Here is a 21163-nt window from a genome sequence, read left to right on the forward strand (position 1 = left end):
GCGCGTCAGCGGCCGGCCGGCGCCGGCCCGGTCGACGCCGCCACGTGCAGCGCGCACGGCAGGAGCGCGTGCGGCAGCTCGGCGACCGTGCCGTCGAGGCGCGCGAGCAGCGTCTCGACGGCGAGCCGCCCGAGCTCCGGTCCCGGCGCGTCCATGGTGCTGAGGGCGGGCTCGACGAGCGCGCCCACCTCCGTCGACGACGCGAGCGACAGGATCGACACGTCGTCCGGCACGCGCCTCCCGGCCGCGTCGAGCCCCGAGATGAGGCCGCGCGCCGCCTGGTCGTTGAGGAGCATGACCGCGGTGATCCCCGGATCCGCCGCCAGCAGCTCGGCCGCCGCCTGGCGCCCGCCCGCGGGCGTCGGTGCGCAGCGGACGACGGCGCCGCCCAGCCCCCGCGCCTCGGCCTCGACGCGGAACGCGCGCTCGGTGCGCGTGGTCGGTCCGTAGCCGCGCAGGGGCCCGCCCTCGAGGTCCTCCACCATGAGGCCGAAGCGCCGGTGCCCGAGGCCCTCGAGGTGGTCGATGCCCTCGGCGACGGTGCGCTCGAAGTCCATGTCGACGAAGGGCAGGTCGCGGGTGTCGGCCGTGCGCCCGATGGAGACGAAGGGCACGTCGAGCTCGGCGAGCTCGGCGATGCGGGTGTCGTCCATGCGCACCTCCATCACGATGACGCCGTCGACGAGCCGCCCGGAGACGAGGTCGGACACGTCCTCCGGCGACGTGCCCGTGGGCCAGAGCACGAGGTGGTAGCCGAGCTCGGACGCGCGCGTGGCCGCGTTCATGAAGATCTCGAGCGCGATGCGGCTGAGGCGCTGCACGTCCGCGGGGAACAGCAGCGCGATGATCCGGGTGCGCTTGCTGGCGAGGGCCCGCGCGACGACGTTGTTGCGGTACCCGAGCTCCTGCATCGCCTCGGTGACGGCCCGCCGCGTCTGGTCGGACACGGCCTTCGTGCCGTTGACGACGAAGGAGACCGTGGCGATCGAGACCCCCGCGCGTGCGGCGACCTCTCGCATGGTCGGGATGGCTGCTCCTCGCGGTCGGCGGTCGCGCGCGGTCGCGTGCGGGCGGGATGCGCCTCAGCGTAGCCCGGCGGACCGCCGCGCCGGTCGCGGCGGTCGCGCGGGATCAGACGCGCTCGGGTGCGCGGAGCGGCGCGTGCGGTGCCCGCGGTGCGCCGGCGCCCGCGCCGATGCGCGAGACCAGCACGAGGCCGCCCGCGAGGGCGCAGACCGCGACGGTGAGCCCCACCACGTACTCCGCGACCGTGGTGTACCCGCCGGGCGAGGACGCCGGGTCGAGGAAGCCGTACGGGTAGTAGGTGGCGCTGCCGGTGGCCTGGTCGCCCGTGAACGGCCCGCGGCCGAGGGTGACGGCCATCCACGCGAGCGGGAAGACGATGAGGCGGCCGATGGCGCCGCCGCCGAGCGGCCGGCGGTCCGGCGCGACGAACCAGTCGAGGAGCATGACGACGGGCACCGCCACGTGCACGATCTGGTTGGCCCAGTCGAGCTCGAGGGCCGGCGGGCCGGGGACGCCGCGCAGCAGCAGGTTCCACACGATGCCCGTGATGAGCAGGTAGACGGTCGACGCGAGCCGCAGCGTGACCCACGCGACGCTCGGATCCGCGACCCGGCCGCGCAGGAGGCGCACGCCGCCGACGGCGAGGACGACCACGCCGATCAGGTTGGCCTCGGTCGTGAAGAAGAGCGCGAAGTCGAGCGACTTCCCGGCGATGCCCGGCAGGCCGAGGCTCGTCCAGTAGTCGAGGTTGACGCGGTACTGGGCGATGACGCCGACGAGGGCCGCGGCCGCCGTGGCGAACCGGACGAGGGAGAGGAGGATGCGCACGGGATACCGTCGCACTTCCGCCCGCGCGCGGGAGCCGACCGTCCACGGGCGGATAGGCGGGGACCCGGGCGCGGCCGCGCGGGCCGTCACGCGGTCGCCGCTCCCCGGGCCGCGCGGACGATGCGGAGGCGCGCCTCCTCGAGGGACCGGGCGTGCGCGGCCGGCGCGACCGCGGCCGCCGTGCGGGTGGCCTCCGCGGCCGGCGCGTCGAGCAGGCGCCGGTCGGCGGCCAGCCGGAGGATCGTCGCGGCCAGCCCCTGCGCGTCCGTCGCGTCGGCGAGCAGCGCGGCGCCGCCGAACTCCGTGGCGAGCACGGGATCGCTCACGATCGCGGGCCGTCCCTCCGCGAACGCCTCCATGGCGATCATGGGCTGGTTGTCGAAGCCGAGCGAGGTGATGACCGCCGCGTGCGCGCCGCGGAGCAGCGCGGCGACCGCCGCCGTGGGGACGCGCCCGTGCGCGGTGACCCCGGCGGGCACGGCCGCGCGCGGCTCGCCGCCGGCCAGGTCGAGGTGCACGGTGCCGGGATCCGCGCGCTCGGCGACGAGGGCCATCGCGTCGAGCATCACCGCGAGCCGCTTCTCGGGCGCGAACCGCGCCGCCCAGACGAGCCGCAGCGGACCGCCCTCCGGGAGCGCCGCGGCCGGTCCACGCGCGGCGCAGCTCGTGTTCGACAGCACCTCCACGCCGGCGAGGCCCGCGCGGCGCAGCTCGACGGCCTGGTGGCGGGACGGCGAGAGGACCAGGTCGGCCTCCCGGCCGATCGCGACGGTCATGCCGCGGAGGGCGCTGTCGAGCGGGCGCGGGGCGAGCCGCACCCGCGGATCCGGCAGCCCGGTGAACGCGCGGTGCATGCCCCGCGCGACGGGCGCGAGGAACCCGGCCCACTCCGGCCCGCGGAGGAAGAACGTGTGCACCGTGTGCATCGTCGGGATCCCCCGCCCGCGGCCGACGCGCAGGGCGGCGGCGGCCAGCCCGTGCTCGGAGTGCGTCAGGACGAGGTCGGTGCCGGCGGCGTCCATCAGCCGCTCGAGGCGCGCCCGGGTGGCGGCGCCCGCGCGGACGAGCGGCAGGCCGAGGAGCGGGAACGGGCAGCTGGGCGGCACGTCGTGCAGCGCGATGCCCGTGCCCTGCAGCTCCGCGCACGAGGTGGCGTCGGGCGCCGCGACCGTGACCGCGTGCCCCGCCCGCGCGAGCGCGAGCGCCTGCTGGACGACGGCCGTCTGGGCGCCGCCCAGGTAGGAGAAGGCGTAGTCCATGACGAGGAGCGGGCGGAGCGTGGGCATCGCCTGACGCTAGCCGTCCGGGCCGCCGGGCGACGGCCGCCTGGGGAGACGGCTCCCGCCCTCGGGAGGGATCGCGCGGGCGGATGCGGGATGCGGTACGGGAGCTCGCCGCCGGCCCGCCTTGACATCCCGCGCCGGGACCCCCATGCTCATCAAAACGAACTTTCAGTTCACCAAGTGAACTGCACCACTCAATGGAGAGCGGAAGGATCACTCATGGGGTTGGCTGTCTGGGCCCTCATCTCGTACATCGGGATCATCGTCGTCTGGAGCGTCGCGCTGAAGCGCGGCATCGGCGAGGCGATGGTCGTCGGGTTCCTCGTCGTCTGCGCGTTCGGCGGCGGGGAGTTCCCCCGCCTCGTCCTCACCGGCATGCAGGCCGCGTTCGACCAGGAGATCGTCTTCGCGGCGCTCGCCTTCACGTTCATCGGCTTCCTGCTCGCCTCCACCGGGGTGATCGACCGGCAGGTGGACCTGCTCAACTCGCTGCTCGGCCGGCTGCGCGGCGGGGCCGGGTACGTGGCCACGGTCGGGTCGGCGCTGTTCGGCGCGGTCGCCCACTCGGGATCCGCCAACGCCGCGACCATGGGGTCCGTCGCGATCCCGTGGATGAAGCGCTCGAACTGGCCGCCGCACGTCGCCGCGACGCTCATCGCCGGCAACGCGGGCAACGGCACGGTCATCCCGCCGAGCGCCTCGTTCTTCATCCTCATCGGCACCGCGACGGTCGCGCCGTACGTCTCCATCGACGAGCTGCTGCTCGCGATGTTCGCGGCCGCGGCCTGGTGCATCCTCTGGCGCCTCGTCGTCGTCTTCTACTTCGTGCGGAAGCACGGGATCGGGCGGGTGTCGGCCGCCGACATCCTGCCCTTCGGCCGCAGCTTCCGGCAGGGCTGGTCGTCGCTGCTGGTGTTCCTCGGCATCGTGATCCCGGTGCTCGTCACCCTCGGGCCGACCGGCGACTCGCTCACGGGCGTGCTCGGCGAGGAGGTGATGGAGTCCATCAGCATCATCGTCTGGATCCCCGTCCTCCTCGGCCTGTTCGCCGCCGCGCTCGGCTGGCGTCGGCTGCCGAGGTCGGGCCGCGAGTGGTACGGCTTCGTGGCGAAGACCGCGCCCCGCTACCGCGACATCGGCGCGACCCTCGTGTTCGCCTTCGCCGGTGGCGCCGTGCTCACCGAGCTCGGCCTCGCGGAGCAGCTCTCCAGCGTGCTCAACGGGCTGGACGCGTCGCCTGTCGTGATGTCGATCATCGTCGCCGTCATGGTCGTGCTCGTCGCCGGGCCGCTCAGCTCGACGGCCACCATCGCGACCATCGGCGGCATCGGGTTCAGCGTGCTGGTGGCCTCCGGGGTGGATCCCGTGCTCGCGGCCTGCGTCGTGCTCGTCGCCGCCTCGACCGAGGGCGCGTCCCCGCCCGGGGCGTCGGCCATCTACATCGCGACCGGCATCGCGCAGGTGAACCCGGTGAAGACGTTCGTGCCGCTGATCGTGCTGTACGTGCTGCCGATCCTCGTGATCGCCGCCCTCATCGGACCCGGCTGGCTGCCGGTGCCGCACTGATGGCCGCCGCCCGCGTCCCCGCCGCGCATCCCCGTCCCGTCCCCGCCCGCACGACCGCCCCGAGGAGGAGCTGATGTCGGAAGAGAAGACCCCCGCCGAGACGACCCACGGCCCGGCCCGCCTGCGCGCCATCCGCGTGATGACCGCCGTCTTCGTCGCCCTGCTCGTCGCGATGCTCGTGCTCGGCACGGTGCTGGTGCTGCTGCAGATCGCGGGCCTCGTCGTGGTCGACGGCGGCCTCATCGCCGGCGCCTCGGCGGCGCTCAGCCCCTGGACGTTCGGCGTCGCCGGCGTGCTCGGGATCTGGACCCTCCTGCTCTCCTACGTCCACGGCTGGAAGCCCGCCGACTAGGCGGCACGGCCACCCGCATCACCGGAAGAAGAGGCACGACATGACGGACGCATCCTCCCTCGCGCGGCTCGCCGCCCTCCCCGTCGCCAACGTGGGCGACTCCATGGACCGCCTCGGCGTCGTCGACGCCGGGATCCACGCGGTGTGGCGCGGCGCGCGCGTCGCCGGCCCCGCCTTCACCGTGGAGGTCGCGGGCGGCGACAACGCCGGCATCCACGAGGCCCTCGGGCGGTTGCGACCCGGCGACGTCCTCGTCGTCAACGGCCACGGGCTCCGCGACCGCGCGCTCGTCGGCGAGCTCATCGGCGAGAGGCTGCGGTCCGCCGGCTGCGCGGGCATCGTGATCGACGGCGCCCTCCGCGACGTCGACGACCTCGAGGAGATGGGCTTCCCCGCCTTCGCCCGCGCCGTGACGCCCGCGGGCCCGTACCGCAACGGGCCGTACCGGATCCAGGTCCCCGTCGCCATCGGGACCGTGGTCGTGAGCCCGGGCGACATCGTGCTGGGCGACTCCGACGGGCTCGCGATCGTGCCCGCGGCGGAGGCGTCGGCCGTCGCCGACCGGGCCGAGGCCAAGCACGCGGACGAGTCCGCGACCCGGGCCTCGATCGTCGCCGCACGATGACACCCGGCGCCTGGGACGATGGGGAGCATGCCAGCCACCCCCGCGGACAGCGCCGCGACCCCCGCGGAGACCACCTCGTCCACCGTCCGCAGCGTCGACCGGGCGCTCGACCTCCTCGAGCTGCTGGAGCGGGGGGACGGGCCGCTCAGGCTCGTGGAGCTGAGCCGCGGGTCGGGGCTGCAGAACGCGACCGTGCTGCGGATCCTCGGATCGCTGCAGCGCCGCGGCTGGGTGACGGCGGAGAACGGCGAGTACCGCGTCGGGCCGGCGGCCCTCGGGATCGCGAACGGCTTCCTCACCACCGACCGGCTGAGCGGCAGGGCCCGCCCCGTGCTCCAGCAGCTCGCGGACAGCACGCGGCTCACGGCGTCGCTGTACGTGCGGATCGGGGAGGAGAGGATCCTCACGGTGCGCGTCGACGGCGAGGACCCGCTGCGGTACCAGCTGCCCCTCGGCCGGCGGCTGCCGCTGCACGTGGGCGCGGGGAAGAACATCCTGGCGGCCTTCCCGGAGCAGGAGCGCGAGCGGGTGCTCGCCCGGATCGGCAGCACGGACACGGCCGGCGGCACGACGGTGTCGGCCGACGAGCTGCGGGCGCAGCTCGAGACGGTGCGCCGGGACGGCTTCCACATCTCGATCGACGAGAGGGAGACGGGCGTCGCCGCGGTGAGCGTCCCGATCCACGACCGGTCCGGCGACGTCGTCGCGGCGATCTCGGCCTCCGGGCCGTCGGAGACCATCACGCACGCGCGCCTCGAGGCGCGCGTGCCGGAACTGCGCCGAGCGGCAGCCGCCGTGGAGCGGTAGACGCCGGGTCGCGAGAGGCGGCCGGCAGAGGAGGAGACGCACGATGAGGACAGCGTTCATCGGACTCGGCGAGGCCGGAGCCATCTACGCGGCGGCGGCCGCTGCCCGCGGCGACCAGGTCGCCGGCTTCGACCCGGCCGCCCCCACCACGCCGGACGGCGTCGAGCGATCCGCCACCCTCGCCGAGGCCGTCACCGGCGCCGACCTCGTGGTCGTGCTCACGGGCGCGGCGCTGAGCGAGCGCATCGCCGCGGATGCCGCCCCCCACCTGGGCGCCGACGCCGTCTACGCGGACTTCACGACGGCGTCGCCCGAGGTCATGGCGCGCGTCGCGCAGCTCGTGCAGGACGCGGGCGCGCGCTTCGCCGACGTCGCGATCCTCGGTCCGGTGCCGGCCGAGGGGGCGCGCACGGCGACGATCGTGAGCGGATCCGCCGCGCAGGACGTCGAGGAGTACCTCGTCTCCCTGGGCGCGGAGGTCGAGCGGATCGACGGGCCGGCCGGCGAGGCCACCAGCCGGAAGCTGCTGCGCAGCGTGCTGATGAAGAGCCTGGCGGCCGTCGTGGTCGAGGCCGTGACCGCGGGACGCGCGGCCGGCTGCGAGGAGTGGGTGCGCGATCAGATCGCCGGCCAGCTGTCGGGCGACGTGGCCGCGAAGATCGAGCGCTACGAGTCGGGCAGCCGGAAGCACGCCGTGCGGCGCGGCCACGAGATGGGGTCGGTGGTCGAGCACCTCGGCGCGCTCGGGGTCCCGTCGGAGATGTCGGAGGCCTCGATGCGGTTCCTCGGCCGGCTCGCCGAGGAGGAGGCCGCACGCGGGGCCTAGTCGTCCGGTCGGCCGCGCGACGCCTCGCGGGCCCGGCGCAGCAGCGCGACCGCGATGGCGAGCGGCTTCATCCACGTGACCTCGCCGAACCGGTACTCCCGGCCGCGGGCCAGCCGGTCGGCGAGGTCGGGGCGGGCGGCGCGCAGGTGGACGCGGGCCTCCTCGGCGTGCACGGGGTCGGAGACGATGCGGATCGTGTCGGCGTCCTCGACGAGCGGGATCGCGTTCGCGACGTTCTCGCGCGTGCTCCGGCTCGCCTCCTCGAGGACGACCGGGCCGCGGTAGCCGAGCTCGCGGGCGTACCGGGCGAGGATCCGGGCCTCGGGCTCGTCGCCCATCACGGATCCGCCGCACAGCACGAGCGCGGTCGACGTGGCGCTCGGGTCCATCGAGCGGAGCGCCGCGCGCACGCGGTAGCGGTTGACGCGGTTCGCGCGCGCCCCCGCGTTGCCGAAGCCGAGCACGATGACGGCCTCGCGGCCCACCGTGCCGTCGGGCCGGCCGGGGGAGATGCCGAGCCCGCGCGTGCTGGCGGCCCGGTGGATCCCCTCGCTCGCCAGGAGCACCGCGGCGACGGCGGCGCCGAGCGCGGCCGGCAGCGCGACGAGGATCCGGCGGGTGCGCATGCGCCCAGGCTACGGGCGCGGTCGGCGGCCGGCGGGCGGGCGGTGCGGCGGGCGGGCGGTGCGGCGGCGCGGCTGCCCGATCACCCGGTTCCCGTCAGCCGGCGCGGGCCGCCTTCACGTACGCGACGACCGCGTTGGCGTGCCCGTGCCCGAGCCCGTGCTCGGCCTTCAGCCAGGCGACCGCCTGCATGTGCGGCTCCACGTCGAGCCGCTCGTCGGCGAGGTCGATCCAGTGCTGCACGGGCTGCCCGTGCGCCTTCTCGATGCCCGGGAAGTAGGAGGCGGGCCCCTTCGCCTTCTGCCCCTCGGGCGGCGGGGGCGGGGCGACGATGCCGTGCGCGTTCATGCTGCGACGGTACCGGCGGGGCGCGGCGAAGGCCAGGGGCGATCCCGCCGCGGAGCGCCTCGGCTGCTGCTGCCGCTGCTGCCGCTCCTGCCCGGTGTCAAGGGGGAAGACTGTTGCCCACCCGAGGAATAGTGTCGGGATCGTCGAGCCGCACCTGGACCCCGTGCCGGCTCGCCAGGACGCCGGCCTCCCCGGCGCGAGACGGCACGAGGGTCCCATGCACACCACCACCAGCATCCGCATCGACGGGGAGCGATTCCTCCTCGCCGACGGACAGGACGTGGAGGCGCTGAAGGCACGCCTCGTCGAGGCGGTCACCGGCGGCGCGCGCTTCGTGGAGTTCGACGGCGTCGGCCGGGTGCACGTCGCCGTCCTCGTCACGTCCCGCTCGGTCGTGCGCCTCGAGGTGCACGAGCGGGGGGACGACCTCGACGGCCCGCTGGAGCTCCCGGTCGACGTCGACGTCGACCTGTACTCGTACGGCTGAACCGGGCGGCCGTCCGCGCGGGCGCGCGGCAGGCGGCCTCCCGTCCGCCGCGTGGTTCAATGGTCCGGTCTCCTCCGGGAGGGCCTCCCGCGGGGGGCGCGGCGGTGGGGCTCGCCGTCCCCGAACCTCGGCATCCCGTCGACGACGGTCCCTGTCTCACGGCATCGCCATGCCAGCCGAGATGGGAGACCCGCATGACCCACGACCGTCCGCACGCCGCCCGACCGGCCGCACCCCGGCCTCCCCGCGAGCGGCCGCCGCGCCCCGTCCACCTGCGCTGGTCGTCGCTCGGCCTCGTCGCCCTCGGCGGCGCCGTCGGCACGGGGATCCGCGAGGCGCTCGCCCTCACCTGGCCGGCGCCCGCGGGCGGCCTGCCGGTGACGATCCTCGTGATCAACGTCGTCGGCGCCTTCGCGCTCGGCGCGCTCCTCGAGGCGCTCGCCCTCCGCGGCCCCGACGAGGGCCGCCGCCTGGCCGTCCGGCTGCTGGTCGGCACGGGCGTGCTCGGCGGCTTCACCACCTACAGCTCGCTGGCCACGGACGCGGCCGCGCTCACGGGATCCGCGCTCGGCACGGCGCTCGCCTACGCTGCGCTCTCGCTGGTCGTCGGCGCGGCCGCGTCGCTGGCCGGGATCGCGGCGGGCGGCGCCCTGCACCGGCGCCGGGCGTCGGGCCGCGGGACGGGAGCGGCGTCGTGAGCGGCCCGCTCGTGTTCGCCCTGATCTGCGTGGCCGGCGGCATCGGAGCAGCCCTCCGCCTGCTCGTCGACGGCGCCGTGAAGGGCCGCGTGGGCGCCGGGTATCCGTGGGGCACGACCGTCATCAACGTCACCGGGTCCTTCGGCCTGGGCCTCCTGGCCGGGGCGGCCGCGCACGCGGGGCTCCCGCACGACCTCCTGCTGATCCTCGGCGGCGGCCTGATGGGCGGCTACACGACCTTCAGCACCGCCAGCCTCGAGACCGTCCGCCTGGCGCAGGCCGGCCGGCTGGGCGCGGCGCTCGCGAACGGCCTCGGGATGCTCGTCGCATGCATCGCGGCGGCGGGGCTGGGGCTCGCGCTGGGCGCGGGGCTGTGACCGCGCTGCGGCGGGCGCTCGCCGGGGACCTCGTCGACCTGCGCGCGTTCCTCCGGGCAGCGGACCTCACCGTCGACGGCCTCGACGCGCCCGGCGCGGGCTTCTGGGTCGAGCGGGACGGGGACGGCCGCGTCGTCGGCAGCGCGGGTCTCGAGCTCGGCGCCGGAGGCCGGCACGCGCTCGTCCGCAGCGTGGCGGTGGATCCGGCGCTGCGGTCGTCCGGACGCGGATCCGCGCTCGCCCGGCACGCCCTCGCGGAGGCGGAGGCCGCCGGCGCCGAGCGCGCCTGGCTCTTCTCGCGGCGCTCGGGTCCGTTCTGGCGCGGCCTCGGCTTCGCGGAGGCCGACCGGGACGCGCTCGCCGCGGCGCTGCCGGAGGCGCACCAGGTCGTCGCCTTCCGCGCCAGCGGGCAGCTCGCCCGCGAGGTCGCGTGGTCCCGGGTGCTCGGGGCGGGGACCACGCCCCCGCCTAGGCTCGCGGGATGAGCAGCGCGGAACCCGACCACGAGCCCGAGCCCGTCTGGAGCACCACCGACCGGCGGGACCTGCACCGCGGCCGCGTCGTGCTCGTCGACCACGGGGTGCTGCTGCCCGACGGGTCGACGTCGCGCTACGAGGTGGACGAGAGCGTGCCGTACGCGGTCGCGACCCTCGTGGTCGACGGCGACCACGTGCTGCTCTCGCGCCAGTACCGGTACCCGCTCGGCCGGTGGATCCTCGACCTCCCCGGCGGCGCGGGCGACGCCTCCGAGCAGCCCGCCGACGCCGCCCGCCGCGAGCTCGAGGAGGAGCTCGGCCTCGTCGCGACGGAGATCCGCCCGCTGCGCACCTACGCCGTGAACCCGGGCCGCGCGTCGTGGCTCGTGCACGTGTTCGCCTGCACCGCGCCGACCACCGCGGGCGTCGCCGACCGCTCCGACCCGTCCGAGCAGGTGCGCCTCGTGCGGATGCCCGTCGTCGAGCTGGACGCGCTCATCGCCGCGGGCGGGATCGAGGACCCGACCCTCCTCATCGCCCGCGCCGCCGCCGCGGAGCAGGGGCTGCTGCCGCCGGTGGGGGCGGCCGTCCGCTGAGCCGCCGCCGCTCTCCCGCCGCCGCTGCCGAAGCGACCGCGCACGCGCCGACGCCGCGACCCCGCGCGAGCGGTGGCCACGGCGCGGACGCGCGACGGACGGGCGTCAGCGCCGGTCGACCGTGATGTCGCCCATCGTCGCCGAGAGGACGTACCGACGCGTCGCGTCCGCGTCGCTGCCGACGGCGTTCGACACCTGGCCCATCACCGTCTCGGTCGTGATGGCGTAGGCGCCCTCGGGCAGCAGGATCCGCTGCTCGCCGGCCGTCGTCTCCACCCGCATCGAGGTGGGCGCCGTCGCGAGGTCGAGCTCGGTGTCGCCCGCGCCGCTCGTGGCGCGCACCTCGCCGGACACCCGGAGGCCGTCGGCCGTGAGGTCGCCCGCGCCGCTCTCGACCTCGAGGTCGGCGACGCTGCCGGAGAGGCGCACCTCGCCCGCGCCGGAGTCGACGTCCACGTCGCGGAAGTCGCCGGCCACGACGATCCCGCCCGCGGCCGTCGAGACGTCGACGTCCATGCCGGCGCCGCCGGTCCCCGCGGGCACCTGCACCACGAGCTCGGCGCCGGGCGACGAGCCGAACGGCAGGTCGAGGATCCCCCACGAGGGGTTCCGCAGCTCCACCTCGAGCTCGCCGTCGTGCACCGCGTGGGTCTCGCGGAGGGCGGACCCGCCGGAGCGGAAGACGATGCGCGTCGCGTCGACGTCGGCCTGCTCGACCCGCACGTCGGCGGCGGACGCGTCGATCGACACGCTGGCGAAGGGCTCGGTCACGGTGCTGGTGCGCGAGCGGTCGCCGCGGTCGAGGCCCGCGACGACCTGCAGGACGACGAGCGCGAGGAGCGCCACGAGGGCGACGGATCCGACCGCGACGAGCACGGTGCGGAGCGTCCGCGGCCGGCGGGGCGCGGGCGGGCTGGGCTGGGCGGGCGGACCCGCGGGGGCGATGGTGGTCATGGCGGCCTTCTGTCGGAGGAGGAGCGGGAGGAGCGGGAGGTCGGAGGCGGGAGCGGCGGATCAGCCGCGCGGGTCGGCGGCGCGCGCCAGGTACCGCAGGACGGCGAGCACGCGGCGGTTGCCGGTGCTCTCGGGCGGGAGGTCGAGCTTCGTGAAGATGGCGGAGACGTGCTTCTCGACCGAGCTCTCGGAGATGTGCAGGGCGCCGGCGATCGCGCTGTTCGAGCGACCCTCGGCCATCAGCTGCAGCACCTCGGCCTCGCGCGGCGACAGGGCGTCGACCCCGTCGGAGCGGCGGGAGCGCACCACGATCTGCGCCACGACCTCCGGGTCGAAGACCGTGCCGCCCGCCCCGACCTCGGCGACGGCGGCGAGGAACTCGTCCACCTCCGCGACCCGGTCCTTGAGCAGGTAGCCGAGGCCGGCCGAGTTCGAGGCGATGAGGTCGGCGGCGTAGCGCTCCTCCACGTACTGGGAGAGCACGAGCACGGCCGCGTCGCGGTCCTGCGCCCGGATGAGGACCGCGGCGCGGATCCCCTCGTCGGTGAAGGTCGGCGGCATGCGCACGTCGACGATGGCGAGGTCGGGGCGCTCCCGGTCGACGGCCGCGAGCAGCGCGGCGGCGTCGTCGACGGCGGCCACGATCTCGTGTCCGGCGTCGGTGAGGAGGCGCTCGAGGCCCGCTCGGAGGAGGACGGAGTCCTCGGCGATCACAATGCGCACGGGACCTCCACGGTCACGTCGGTCGGGCCCCCGAGGGGGCTCGAGGTGGTCAGGGTGCCGCCGGCGGCGCGCACCCGGTCGTGCATGCCGCCGAGGCCGCCGCCGGGGTTGCCGTCGCGGGTGGCCCCGCCGCGGCCGTCGTCGGAGATCACGGCGCGGATCCCGCCGGGCACCTCGTCGACGGCCACGGAGCAGCGGGACGCGCCCGAGTGCTTCGCCACGTTGGTGAGGGCCTCGGCGACGGCGAAGTACAGCACCGCCTCCACCTCCGGGCGGGGCCGGGCGGAGAGGTCCACCCGGACGGTCGTGGGCACGGCGTTGCGGGACGCGACGGCGGAGAGGGCGGCGTCGAGGCCGCGGTCGGTGAGCACGGCCGGGTGGATCCCGCGGGCCAGCTGCCGCAGCTCCGTGATGGAGTCCTTGGCGTCGCGGTGCGCCTGGTCGAGGAGCTCGCGGGCGGCGGCGGGATCGCTGTCCATGCGGGCGCGGGCCATGCCGAGCGTCATCGCCAGCGCCACGAGCCGGGGCTGGACCCCGTCGTGCAGGTCGCGCTCGATCCGCAGCCGCTCGGTCGACGCGGCGTCCACGGCGCCCTGCCGGGCGTCCGTCAGCGTGTCGACCCGGCTCTCGAGCGCGGCCGTCCGGCTCGTGCCGAGGAGGGCGGGGGAGACCGCGCGGTCGAGGGATCCGGCGCCCCACACGTAGAGGACCAGCAGCGCCGTCAGGAGCACCGCCGTGATGGTCGCGGCGAGCCCGCCCCCGGGGACGGCCGGCAGCTCGCCCGACCCGACCGCGGCCGCGAGCTGCGGCACGGCGCCGAAGAGCGTGACGAAGACGAGGCCCAGCACCATGCTCAGCGCGTGGTGCAGCAGCTGCCGCCACGTCACCGGGTCGACGAGGTCGAGGAGCGGCTGCGTCAGGTGGCGCCACGCGCTCGTGACCGTCGTCCGCTTCCGCACGGGCGGGGTGATGGCGATGTCGTGCACCGCGGCGGTGCGGGCCCGCTCGACGACGCCGATGCCGCGGATCAGCACGGCGGTGGCGGCGAGCACGAGCACGCCGATGCCGGCCGCGGGCAGGGTGCCGACCCCCGTCGACAGCAGGGTGACGAGGATCACGACCCAGGCGAGGCCGAGCACGGCGTCGATCAGCAGGTCGACGGCGGAGGTCCAGAGGACGGTCACGGTGTTCACGTGTCTCACCGTATGGGGACGCATTTCCCCAGGCGATGGAGGTGGCCGCCCGACCTGGTGGGGGACAGCCCCCACCCCTGTCAGCCGAGCACGACGACCGCGCACCCGAGCAGGTACCCCGCCTGGACGGCGGCGCGCAGGGGGAGCGGCGTGGTCGGGGCGGCCGGATGGCGCCGACCGCCGGCCGCGCGCACGTTAGCCGGGAGCACCGCGACGAGCAGGATCGCGAGGCCGATCGCGGCCGGCGTGCGCAGCGGCGGGATCAGCAGGCCGATCGCCCCCGCGACCTCCAGCAGGCCCGTGGCGGTGACGACGAGGTCCGCGCGCGGCACGCGGGGCGGCACGATCGCGATCAACCCGCTGCATCGGGGCTCGACGAAGTGCGCGCTCGCGGCCAGGGCGAATCCGGCGGCGAGGCCGATCGCCACGGCGGGCGGCCAGGCGTCGAGCGCCGGGACCGCGAGGCCGAGGAGCCGCGCCGCGAGGGTGACGACCACGGCGACCGCGAAGGGGATCACGTCGGCTCCGGGAGCTCGCGGGTCGCGGTCATGGCGGATCTCCTCGTGCGGGTGCGGCGGGACGTCCCAGTCGAGCACGTCGGACGTCTCGACGCCAGGCCGCGTCCCGTCCGGCGCGCCGTCGCCCGCCGCCGCCCGGGTCCCGCCCGCAACGTTTCCGGTTAACCGCTTTACACGACCCCTGATCCGGTGTTAGCGTCGCCGCCATCGGGTACGCGACGACGCCACCCGGATGCGTGCGAGCTGGCGGATCACGGTGTCGTCGCGACCCGGACCCACCGCCACCTCAAGGAAGAGACCACGCGATGTCCCCTCGATCCACCGCCCGCCGCCGCCTCGTCGGCGCCGCCGCCCTCGCGGCCGCCTTCCCCCTCGTGCTCGCCGGCTGCTCCGGCGGCGGCGGAGGCGGATCCTCCTCGGGCGGCAGCGCCTCGGAGATCACCGTCACCGACTACTACAACGAGGGCAACGACGACGCCGTCATCGGCGACACCCTCGCGAAGTGCGGCGAGTCGCTCGGCGTCACCATCAAGCGCACGTCGATCCCCGGCTCGAGCCTCATCCAGAAGGTGCTGCAGCAGGCCTCCTCGCGCACCCTCCCCGACGTGCTGATGCTCGACAACCCCGACCTCCAGCAGATCGCCGCGACCGGCGCGCTCGCCCCGCTCGAGGACTTCGGCATCTCCACCGACGGCTACGCGAAGGGCGTCGTCGACGCCGGCACCTACGAGGGCAAGACCTACGGCCTCGCGCCCACCGTGAACACGATCGCGCTCTTCTACAACGTGCAGATGCTGGCCGACGCGGGGATCCAGCCGCCCACCACGTGGGACGAGCTGAAGACCGCGGCCGCCGCGCTCAAGGACGGCGACCGCTACGGCATCGCGATGGACGCCAACGCCACCTACGAGGGCACCTGGCAGTTCCTGCCCTTCATGTGGTCGAACGGCGGCGACGAGAAGGACATCGCCACCCCCGAGACCGCCGAGGCGCTGCAGCTCTGGACCGACCTCGTGAAGGACGGGTCGGCCTCGCAGAGCGTCGTCAACTGGACCCAGTCCGACGTCAACGACCAGTTCATGGCCGGCAAGACGGCGATGATGATCAACGGCCCGTGGCAGATCCCCGCGCTCACCGAGTCGGGCGTCGAGTACGGCATCGCGAAGCTCCCCGCGCCCACCGCCGGCGGCACCGCCGTCGCCCCGCTGGGCGGCGAGGTGTGGACCGTGCCGCAGACCGGCGACAAGGAGAAGCAGGCCACGGCCGCGAAGGTCGTCGAGTGCTTGAACTCCGATGAGAACCAGCTCGACATGGCCACCAAGCGCTTCACGATCCCGTCGAAGACCGCCGTCGCCACCGAGTTCGGCCAGCAGGTGCCCGAGGAGCAGGTGTTCGTCGACCTCGTCGCCGACGCCCGCGCCCGCACCGGCCAGCTCGGCGAGGAGTGGCCGAAGGCCGCCACCAAGATCTACACGGCCGTGCAGTCGGCGCTGACCGGCCAGTCCTCCCCGGAGGACGCGCTGAAGAACGCCGAGCAGGGCTGATGGCGACGACCGCCGTCCCCGCCCGCCCGACCGCGCAGGCGGCCGGGCGGGCCCGGGGCGCCGGGGTCGCGGCCGAGGCGTCGCGACCCGGTCCCCGCCGTCCCCGCTTCAGGTGGGAGCGCTTCTTCCAGGCGATGTTCCTGGTGCCGGCGGTCGTCTACCTCGTGCTCTTCTTCGGCTTCCCGGTCGTGAAGAACATCGTCATGAGCTTCCAGGAGTACACGACGACCACCTTCTACACGGGCGAGGCGCCGTGGGTCGGGTTCGCGAACTACGCGTCCGTGCTCTCGTCGGGGATCTTCTCGACGGCGCTGCTCAACACGTTCCTCTTCACCGCCGGGTCGATCCTCGGCCAGTTCGTGATCGGCCTCGTGCTCGCGCTGTTCTTCCGCCGCTCGTTCCCGCTCAACGGGCTGCTGCGGGCGCTGCTGCTCCTGCCGTGGCTGCTGCCGCTCATCGTCTCGAGCGCGGTCTGGAAGTGGATCCTCGACCAGGACTCGGGCGTGCTCAACCAGTTCCTGCTCGGCGCCGGCGTCGTGCAGGACCCGGTGCCCTGGCTCACGAGCCCGGCCTTCGCGCTCATCACGGTGATCGCGGTGAACGTGTGGATCGGGATCCCGTTCAACACGACCATCCTCTACGGCGGCCTGCAGGACATCCCGCCGGAGCTGTACGAGGCCGGCTCCCTCGACGGGGCCACCGGCTGGAAGGGCTTCCGCCACATCACCTGGCCGCTGCTGCGCCCCGTGGTCGGCGTGGTGCTCGTGCTCGGCGTCGTCTACACGATCAAGGTGCTCGACATCATCCTCGGCCTCACGAACGGCGGGCCCGCGAACGCGACGCAGACCATCGCGACGCAGTCGTACACGCTCTCGTTCCAGCAGTTCGACTTCGGGTCGGGCGCCGCCCTCAGCAACATCCTCATCGCCATCTCGGCGGTGTTCGCGGTGGTCTACCTCCGCGCGAACAGGAAGGCCGTCGATGAGTGACACCGCCGCCCGCGTCGCCCCGGCACGCGCCGCGTCCCGTCCCGCCCTGCCGCGCCCGGTCGGGTCGCGGAAGCCGCGCGCCGACCGCAGCTGGATCTCCACGGTCGTCGGGGTCGTGATCCTCGCCCTGATGCTCTTCCCCGTCTACTGGATGATCAACATCTCCCTGCAGCCCGCGGGCCCCGCCATCCAGGCCGCGTGGTTCCCGTTCGAGGCGCAGTTCGAGGGCTACGCGACGGCGCTCTCGGAGCAGGGGCGGGCGCTCGGCACGAGCCTCGTGATCGCGCTCGGCAGCGTGGTGCTCAGCCTCGCCATCGCGACCCCGGCGGCCTACGCGCTGGCGCAGTTCAAGTTCAGGTGGATCAACGCCGTGCTCTTCGGGATCCTCATCTCGCAGATGATCCCGGGCATCGTCGTCGCCAACGCGCTCTACGCCGCGTACAACGACGTGGGGCTGCTGAACTCCATCCCGGGCCTGATCCTCGCGGACTCCACGGCCGGCATCCCGTTCGCGATCCTCATCATGCGGGCGTTCATGGCCAACATCCCGCCGTCGATCATCGAGGCTGCGAAGGTGGACGGCGCCGGGAACTTCCGGGCCTTCCGCTCGATCGTGCTGCCGGTGAGCCTCAACGCCGTGATCACCGCCGGGCTCTTCACGTTCCTCTTCACCTGGAGCGACTTCCTGTTCGCGCTCACGCTCACGACCACGGACGACGTGCGCCCCATCACCCTCGGGATCTACCAGTACATCGGGACGTACACCGCGGACTGGAGCACGGTGATGGCGACGGCCGTGCTCGCGTCGCTCCCCGCGATCGTGCTGCTCCTCGCGGCGCAGCGCTTCATCGCGGCGGGCGCGACGGGCGGCGCGGTCAAGTGATCCGCCTCCCGCGCGCCCGCGCCCCCGACGGCGCCGCCGCCGTCCCCGTCACCCGCACCACCCCATGAGAAGGAAGACCATGACCGACACCACCACCCCGCTGCGCGTCACCGTCTGGGGCGAGAACCGCCACGAGCAGATCGAGCAGCACGTGCAGGAGCGCTACCCGACCGGCATGCACGGCGCCGTCGCCGAGGGCGTGCAGGAGAACCTGCCCGACGCGCACGTCGAGATCGCGACCATGGACCAGCCCGAGCACGGCCTCACCGAGGAGCTGCTCGCCCGCACCGACGTCCTCACCTGGTGGGGCCACGCCGCCCACGGCGAGGTGGACGACGAGATCGTCGAGCGCGTGCACCGCCACGTGCTCGCCGGGATGGGCCTCATCGTGCTGCACTCCGGCCACTGGTCGAAGATCTTCACGAAGCTGATGGGCACCACGTGCACCCTGCGCTGGCGCAGCGAGCACGACCGCGAGCTGGTCTGGACCGTGAACCCGCAGCACCCCATCACGCGCGGCGTGCCGAACCCCATCGTCATCGACGAGCAGGAGATGTACGGCGAGTACTTCGACGTGCCCACGCCCGACGAGCTCGTCTTCATCTCCGGCTTCACCGGCGGCGAGGTGTTCCGCAGCGGCATGACCTACCGCCGCGGCTTCGGCCGGATCTTCTTCTTCTCGCCCGGAGACCAGGACTTCCCCGTCTACCACCACCGGGACGTCCGCCGCGTGATCGCGAACGCCTGCGAGTGGGCGCGACCGGATCGCGAGCGCGAGACGCCCACGCTGCTGCGCTACGAGTCGGGCGAGTTCTTCCAGGGCGCCGACTACGCCGGGGCGCTCGAGCGATGACCGACGGCGAGCGGCGCGCGGGCGCCGACCACCGGATCGTCGCGCCCTCCGGCGGCGCCCGCCTCCGGGTCGTGCAGGTCGGCGCGGGCGGCATGGGCCAGGCGTGGCTGGCGACCATCGCGGAGGATCCCGACGTCGAGCTCGTGGGCGTCGTCGACCTCGACGCGCGGGCCGCGGAGGCCGGCGCAGCCGCGCACGGGGCCACCGCGGAGTGGTCCACCGACCTCGGCGAGATCATCGAGCGGGTGCGGCCCGACGCGGTGGTCGACGTCACCATCCCGCGGGCGCACCACCCCGTCACCACGCAGGCGCTGTTCGCCGGGATCCCGGTGCTCGGCGAGAAGCCCGTCGCGCTGACGGTCGCCGAGGGGCTGTCGCTCGCGGCGGCGGCCGAGATCACGGGCGAGCTGTTCATGGTCAGCCAGTCGCGCCGGTACAACGACCACCTCGTCGCGCTCCGGCGGCGGGCGGCCGACCTCGGCGGCGTCGGCATCGTCACCACCGAGTTCTTCAAGGCCCCGCACTTCGGCGGGTTCCGCGAGGAGATGGACGACGTGCTCCTGCTCGACATGGCCGTGCACCAGTTCGACGCCGTGCGGTACCTGCTCGACGCGGATCCCGTGAGCGTCTACTGCGAGTCGTACAACCCGGCGTGGAGCTGGTACCGCGGCGACGCCGGCGCCACCGCCGTCTTCACGTTCGAGGGCGGCGTGCGCTACGTCTACACGGGCAGCTGGTGCAGCCCGGGCGCGGAGACGTCGTGGAACGGATCCTGGCGGGTGAGCGGCGCGCACGGCACCGCGCTCTGGGACGGCGACCACGACCCGACGAGCGAGATCACGGACGCGCCCGACGGGCCGCCCGCGGAGCCCGAGCCGGCGGAGTCGGTGGGCGTCGAGATCGCCGGGTCGCTCCGCGCCTTCGTGCGCGCGCTGCGCACCGGCGAGCGGCCGCACGGCGAGGTGCACGGCAACGTGATGAGCCTCGCGATGGTGGAGGCCGCGATCGAGTCGAAGGACACGGGCACGCGGCTCGCGATCGACGACGTGCTCGAGCGCGCGCACGCGACCGCGCTCGCCGACGAGCGGCGCGACGACGTGCGCGCGCGGCTCGAGGAGTGGCGCGACCGGGGCGTGCGCGAGGCGCTGCAGGGGCCGCCGGCGTCCGGGGATCCGGCGGGCGTCGCGGCCGTCGCCCGCCCGTCCGCCGCCGGGTAGCCTCGTCGGGTGGGGATCCAGTGACCGGGCACGAGACGGGCGACGCCGTGGGCGCGCCCGAGCCCCTCGCACCGGTCGCGGATCCCGCCCGGGCCGTCCCGCTCGCGCCGGATCCCCGCTCCCGCGGCACCACGCCCGACCACGTGCGCCGCTCCAACCTCGCGACCGTGCTGCAGATCGTGCACGAGACCGGGCCGGCGTCCCGCTCCGAGCTGACCCGCGAGACGGGCCTCAACCGCTCCACCATCGCCGCGCTCGTGGGCGAGCTGCAGGAGCTGGGCCTCGTCGTGGAGTCGGAGCCGCCCGGCACCAACCGCGTCGGCCGGCCGAGCCCCATCGTGTCGGCGGATCCGCGCGTGGTCGTCTTCGCGGTCAACCCCGAGATCGACGCGGTCACGGTGGGGCTCGTGGGCCTCGACGGGGTCGTGCAGCAGCGCGTGCGCCGCGACACCGACGGGATCCCCACGGCCGCGCGGGCCGCCGAGCTCGCGAGCGCCATCATCGCGGAGATCCGTGCCGACCTCCGCGCCACCCGGCCCGACGCGCGCGTGCTCGGCATCGGCGTCGCCGTGCCCGGCCTCGTCCGCTTCGACGGCGGGCTCGTGCGCCTCGCGCCGCACCTCGGCTGGGTCGACGAGCCGTTCGCCGCCCTCCTCGCGGAGGCCACCGGGCTCCCGGCGCTCGCCGCCAACGACGCGAGCCTCGCGGCCGTCGCGGAGGGGCGCTTCGGATCCGGCCGCGACGTCGACGACCTCGTCTACCTCAACGGCGGCGCGTCGGGCGTCGGCGGCGGCGTGCTCATCGGCCGGCGCCCGTTCGGCGGCGCGGAGGGCTACGGCGGCGAGCTCGGCCACACGCTCGTCGACTCCGGCGGCGAGCTCTGCCACTGCGGCGCCGTCGGGTGCCTGGAGACGACCGTCGGCCAGGACGCGCTGCTCGAGGTCACGGGCCTCCCGCGCGCCCGCGCCGACGAGCTCGGCGAGGTGCTCGCGGCGGCGCTGGAGGCGGGCGACGCCGCCGTCACCCGCGAGGTCGAGCGGCAGATCGACAACCTCGCGGTCGCGCTGCGCAACGTCGTGAACATCTTCAACCCGTCGCTCGTGGTGCTCGGCGGCTTCCTCGGGTCGCTGCACGCGGCGGATCCCGACCGGATCCTCGCCCGCGCCACCGCCCAGGCGCTCCCCGGCGCGCGCGAGGCCCTGCGGATCCGCCGGGCGGCCCTCGGTCCCGACCGGCTGATGATCGGCGCGGCCGAGCTGGCGTTCGCGCGCGTGCTCGTGGACCCGTCGGGCGTGGCCCGCGAGGCGGCGGCGGACGCGGAGCGCACTTCCGCGTGAGCCGCCTGCCCGGGCTGCTGCGCGACCTCGCCG

General features: G+C 74.9%; 25 protein-coding genes. 16 read left to right on the plus strand and 9 right to left on the minus strand.

All coding sequences use genetic code 11. The annotated features are described in order from the left end of the window. Positions 1 to 5 precede the first annotated feature (5 nt). From H9X71_RS00870 to H9X71_RS00880, 3 genes are all read right to left on the minus strand, one after another. Entirely contained in the window at positions 6 to 1019 is a 1014-nt protein-coding gene (locus H9X71_RS00870) for a LacI family DNA-binding transcriptional regulator (protein ID WP_191147893.1), read from the minus strand. A 112-nt stretch (positions 1020 to 1131) separates the two neighbouring features. After that, positions 1132 to 1854, minus strand: coding sequence for a Pr6Pr family membrane protein (locus H9X71_RS00875; protein WP_191147894.1), 723 nt, complete (start codon positions 1852 to 1854; stop codon positions 1132 to 1134). Between the two features lie 86 nt (positions 1855 to 1940). Further along, entirely contained in the window at positions 1941 to 3140 is a 1200-nt protein-coding gene (locus tag H9X71_RS00880; protein WP_244961686.1) for a glycosyltransferase family 4 protein, read from the minus strand. Positions 3141 to 3356: 216 nt separating this feature from the next. Here H9X71_RS00880 and H9X71_RS00885 point away from each other — a divergent pair, with 216 nt between their 5' ends. The 5 genes from H9X71_RS00885 (at position 3357) to H9X71_RS00905 (ending at position 7313) form a co-directional block, all read left to right on the plus strand. Beyond that, the gene (locus H9X71_RS00885; protein ID WP_191147895.1) at positions 3357 to 4703 is read left to right on the plus strand and encodes a TRAP transporter large permease subunit; all 1347 of its coding nucleotides are present in this window, start codon (positions 3357 to 3359) and stop codon (positions 4701 to 4703) included. 73 nt (positions 4704 to 4776) lie between these two features. Beyond that, a complete protein-coding gene (locus tag H9X71_RS00890) occupies positions 4777 to 5055 on the plus strand; it encodes a hypothetical protein (RefSeq protein WP_191147896.1) in 279 nt (92 codons plus the stop codon). A 40-nt stretch (positions 5056 to 5095) separates the two neighbouring features. Further along, complete coding sequence (locus H9X71_RS00895; RefSeq protein WP_191147897.1) at positions 5096 to 5680, plus strand: RraA family protein; 585 nt, start codon at positions 5096 to 5098, stop codon at positions 5678 to 5680. Positions 5681 to 5707: 27 nt separating this feature from the next. Next, on the plus strand, positions 5708 to 6487 hold the full coding sequence (locus H9X71_RS00900) for an IclR family transcriptional regulator (protein ID WP_191147898.1): 780 nt from the start codon (positions 5708 to 5710) through the stop codon (positions 6485 to 6487). A 43-nt stretch (positions 6488 to 6530) separates the two neighbouring features. Next, the gene (locus H9X71_RS00905; RefSeq protein ID WP_191147899.1) at positions 6531 to 7313 is read left to right on the plus strand and encodes an NAD(P)-dependent oxidoreductase; all 783 of its coding nucleotides are present in this window, start codon (positions 6531 to 6533) and stop codon (positions 7311 to 7313) included. Here H9X71_RS00905 and H9X71_RS00910 read toward each other — a convergent pair. Together H9X71_RS00910 and H9X71_RS00915 are read right to left on the minus strand one after the other, a co-directional pair. Then, on the minus strand, positions 7310 to 7939 hold the full coding sequence (locus tag H9X71_RS00910) for a YdcF family protein (RefSeq protein WP_191147900.1): 630 nt from the start codon (positions 7937 to 7939) through the stop codon (positions 7310 to 7312). The two genes, H9X71_RS00905 and H9X71_RS00910, sit on opposite strands and share 4 nt — an antisense overlap. 94 nt (positions 7940 to 8033) lie before the next feature. Then, positions 8034 to 8285, minus strand: coding sequence for a DUF4287 domain-containing protein (locus H9X71_RS00915; protein ID WP_191147901.1), 252 nt, complete (start codon positions 8283 to 8285; stop codon positions 8034 to 8036). A gap of 217 nt (positions 8286 to 8502) precedes the next feature. Here H9X71_RS00915 and H9X71_RS00920 point away from each other — a divergent pair, with 217 nt between their 5' ends. The 5 genes from H9X71_RS00920 to H9X71_RS00940 all read left to right on the plus strand — a co-directional run bounded on the left by H9X71_RS00920 (position 8503) and on the right by H9X71_RS00940 (position 10919). Then, entirely contained in the window at positions 8503 to 8772 is a 270-nt protein-coding gene (locus tag H9X71_RS00920; protein WP_191147902.1) for a hypothetical protein, read from the plus strand. A 194-nt stretch (positions 8773 to 8966) separates the two neighbouring features. Then, on the plus strand, positions 8967 to 9470 hold the full coding sequence (locus tag H9X71_RS00925) for a FluC/FEX family fluoride channel (RefSeq protein ID WP_191147903.1): 504 nt from the start codon (positions 8967 to 8969) through the stop codon (positions 9468 to 9470). Next, positions 9467 to 9847 (plus strand): fluoride efflux transporter FluC, encoded by a 381-nt coding sequence (locus tag H9X71_RS00930; RefSeq protein ID WP_191147904.1) that lies wholly within the window; start codon positions 9467 to 9469, stop codon positions 9845 to 9847. The genes H9X71_RS00925 and H9X71_RS00930 overlap by 4 nt, the downstream gene beginning before the upstream one ends. After that, positions 9844 to 10332 (plus strand): GNAT family N-acetyltransferase, encoded by a 489-nt coding sequence (locus H9X71_RS00935; RefSeq protein ID WP_244961687.1) that lies wholly within the window; start codon positions 9844 to 9846, stop codon positions 10330 to 10332. Before H9X71_RS00930 ends, H9X71_RS00935 begins: the two co-directional genes overlap by 4 nt. Next, positions 10329 to 10919: an NUDIX hydrolase gene (locus H9X71_RS00940; protein WP_191147906.1), complete on the plus strand. Its 591-nt coding sequence runs from the start codon at positions 10329 to 10331 to the stop codon at positions 10917 to 10919. The genes H9X71_RS00935 and H9X71_RS00940 overlap by 4 nt, the downstream gene beginning before the upstream one ends. 105 nt (positions 10920 to 11024) lie before the next feature. Here the strand turns inward: H9X71_RS00940 and H9X71_RS00945 are convergent, their stop codons facing one another. From H9X71_RS00945 to H9X71_RS00960, 4 genes are all read right to left on the minus strand, one after another. Next, a complete protein-coding gene (locus H9X71_RS00945; protein WP_191147907.1) occupies positions 11025 to 11873 on the minus strand; it encodes a DUF4097 family beta strand repeat-containing protein in 849 nt (282 codons plus the stop codon). 60 nt (positions 11874 to 11933) lie between these two features. Then, a complete protein-coding gene (locus H9X71_RS00950; protein WP_191147908.1) occupies positions 11934 to 12596 on the minus strand; it encodes a LuxR C-terminal-related transcriptional regulator in 663 nt (220 codons plus the stop codon). Then, positions 12584 to 13789 carry a sensor histidine kinase gene (locus tag H9X71_RS00955; RefSeq protein WP_191147909.1) on the minus strand — a complete coding sequence of 402 codons (1206 nt, stop codon included), beginning with the start codon at positions 13787 to 13789 and terminating at the stop codon, positions 12584 to 12586. The genes H9X71_RS00950 and H9X71_RS00955 overlap by 13 nt, the downstream gene beginning before the upstream one ends. Positions 13790 to 13869: 80 nt before the next feature. After that, positions 13870 to 14385 (minus strand): hypothetical protein, encoded by a 516-nt coding sequence (locus H9X71_RS00960; RefSeq protein WP_244961688.1) that lies wholly within the window; start codon positions 14383 to 14385, stop codon positions 13870 to 13872. A gap of 227 nt (positions 14386 to 14612) precedes the next feature. Here H9X71_RS00960 and H9X71_RS00965 point away from each other — a divergent pair, with 227 nt between their 5' ends. The 6 genes from H9X71_RS00965 to H9X71_RS00990 all read left to right on the plus strand — a co-directional run bounded on the left by H9X71_RS00965 (position 14613) and on the right by H9X71_RS00990 (position 21130). Next, positions 14613 to 15851 carry a sugar ABC transporter substrate-binding protein gene (locus H9X71_RS00965; protein ID WP_191147910.1) on the plus strand — a complete coding sequence of 413 codons (1239 nt, stop codon included), beginning with the start codon at positions 14613 to 14615 and terminating at the stop codon, positions 15849 to 15851. Then, positions 15851 to 16840, plus strand: a complete 990-nt coding sequence (locus H9X71_RS00970) for a carbohydrate ABC transporter permease (protein WP_191147911.1) — start codon at positions 15851 to 15853, stop codon at positions 16838 to 16840. The genes H9X71_RS00965 and H9X71_RS00970 overlap by 1 nt, the downstream gene beginning before the upstream one ends. Further along, positions 16833 to 17723, plus strand: coding sequence for a carbohydrate ABC transporter permease (locus H9X71_RS00975; RefSeq protein ID WP_191147912.1), 891 nt, complete (start codon positions 16833 to 16835; stop codon positions 17721 to 17723). Before H9X71_RS00970 ends, H9X71_RS00975 begins: the two co-directional genes overlap by 8 nt. 79 nt (positions 17724 to 17802) lie before the next feature. Continuing rightward, positions 17803 to 18576: a ThuA domain-containing protein gene (locus tag H9X71_RS00980; protein WP_191147913.1), complete on the plus strand. Its 774-nt coding sequence runs from the start codon at positions 17803 to 17805 to the stop codon at positions 18574 to 18576. Then, complete coding sequence (locus H9X71_RS00985) at positions 18573 to 19793, plus strand: Gfo/Idh/MocA family protein (protein ID WP_191147914.1); 1221 nt, start codon at positions 18573 to 18575, stop codon at positions 19791 to 19793. Before H9X71_RS00980 ends, H9X71_RS00985 begins: the two co-directional genes overlap by 4 nt. 20 nt (positions 19794 to 19813) lie before the next feature. Further along, positions 19814 to 21130, plus strand: coding sequence for an ROK family transcriptional regulator (locus H9X71_RS00990; RefSeq protein ID WP_191147915.1), 1317 nt, complete (start codon positions 19814 to 19816; stop codon positions 21128 to 21130). The last annotated feature ends 33 nt before the right edge of the window (positions 21131 to 21163 follow it).

The sequence above is a fragment of the Clavibacter zhangzhiyongii genome (assembly GCF_014775655.1).
GTDB lineage: Bacteria > Actinomycetota > Actinomycetes > Actinomycetales > Microbacteriaceae > Clavibacter > Clavibacter zhangzhiyongii.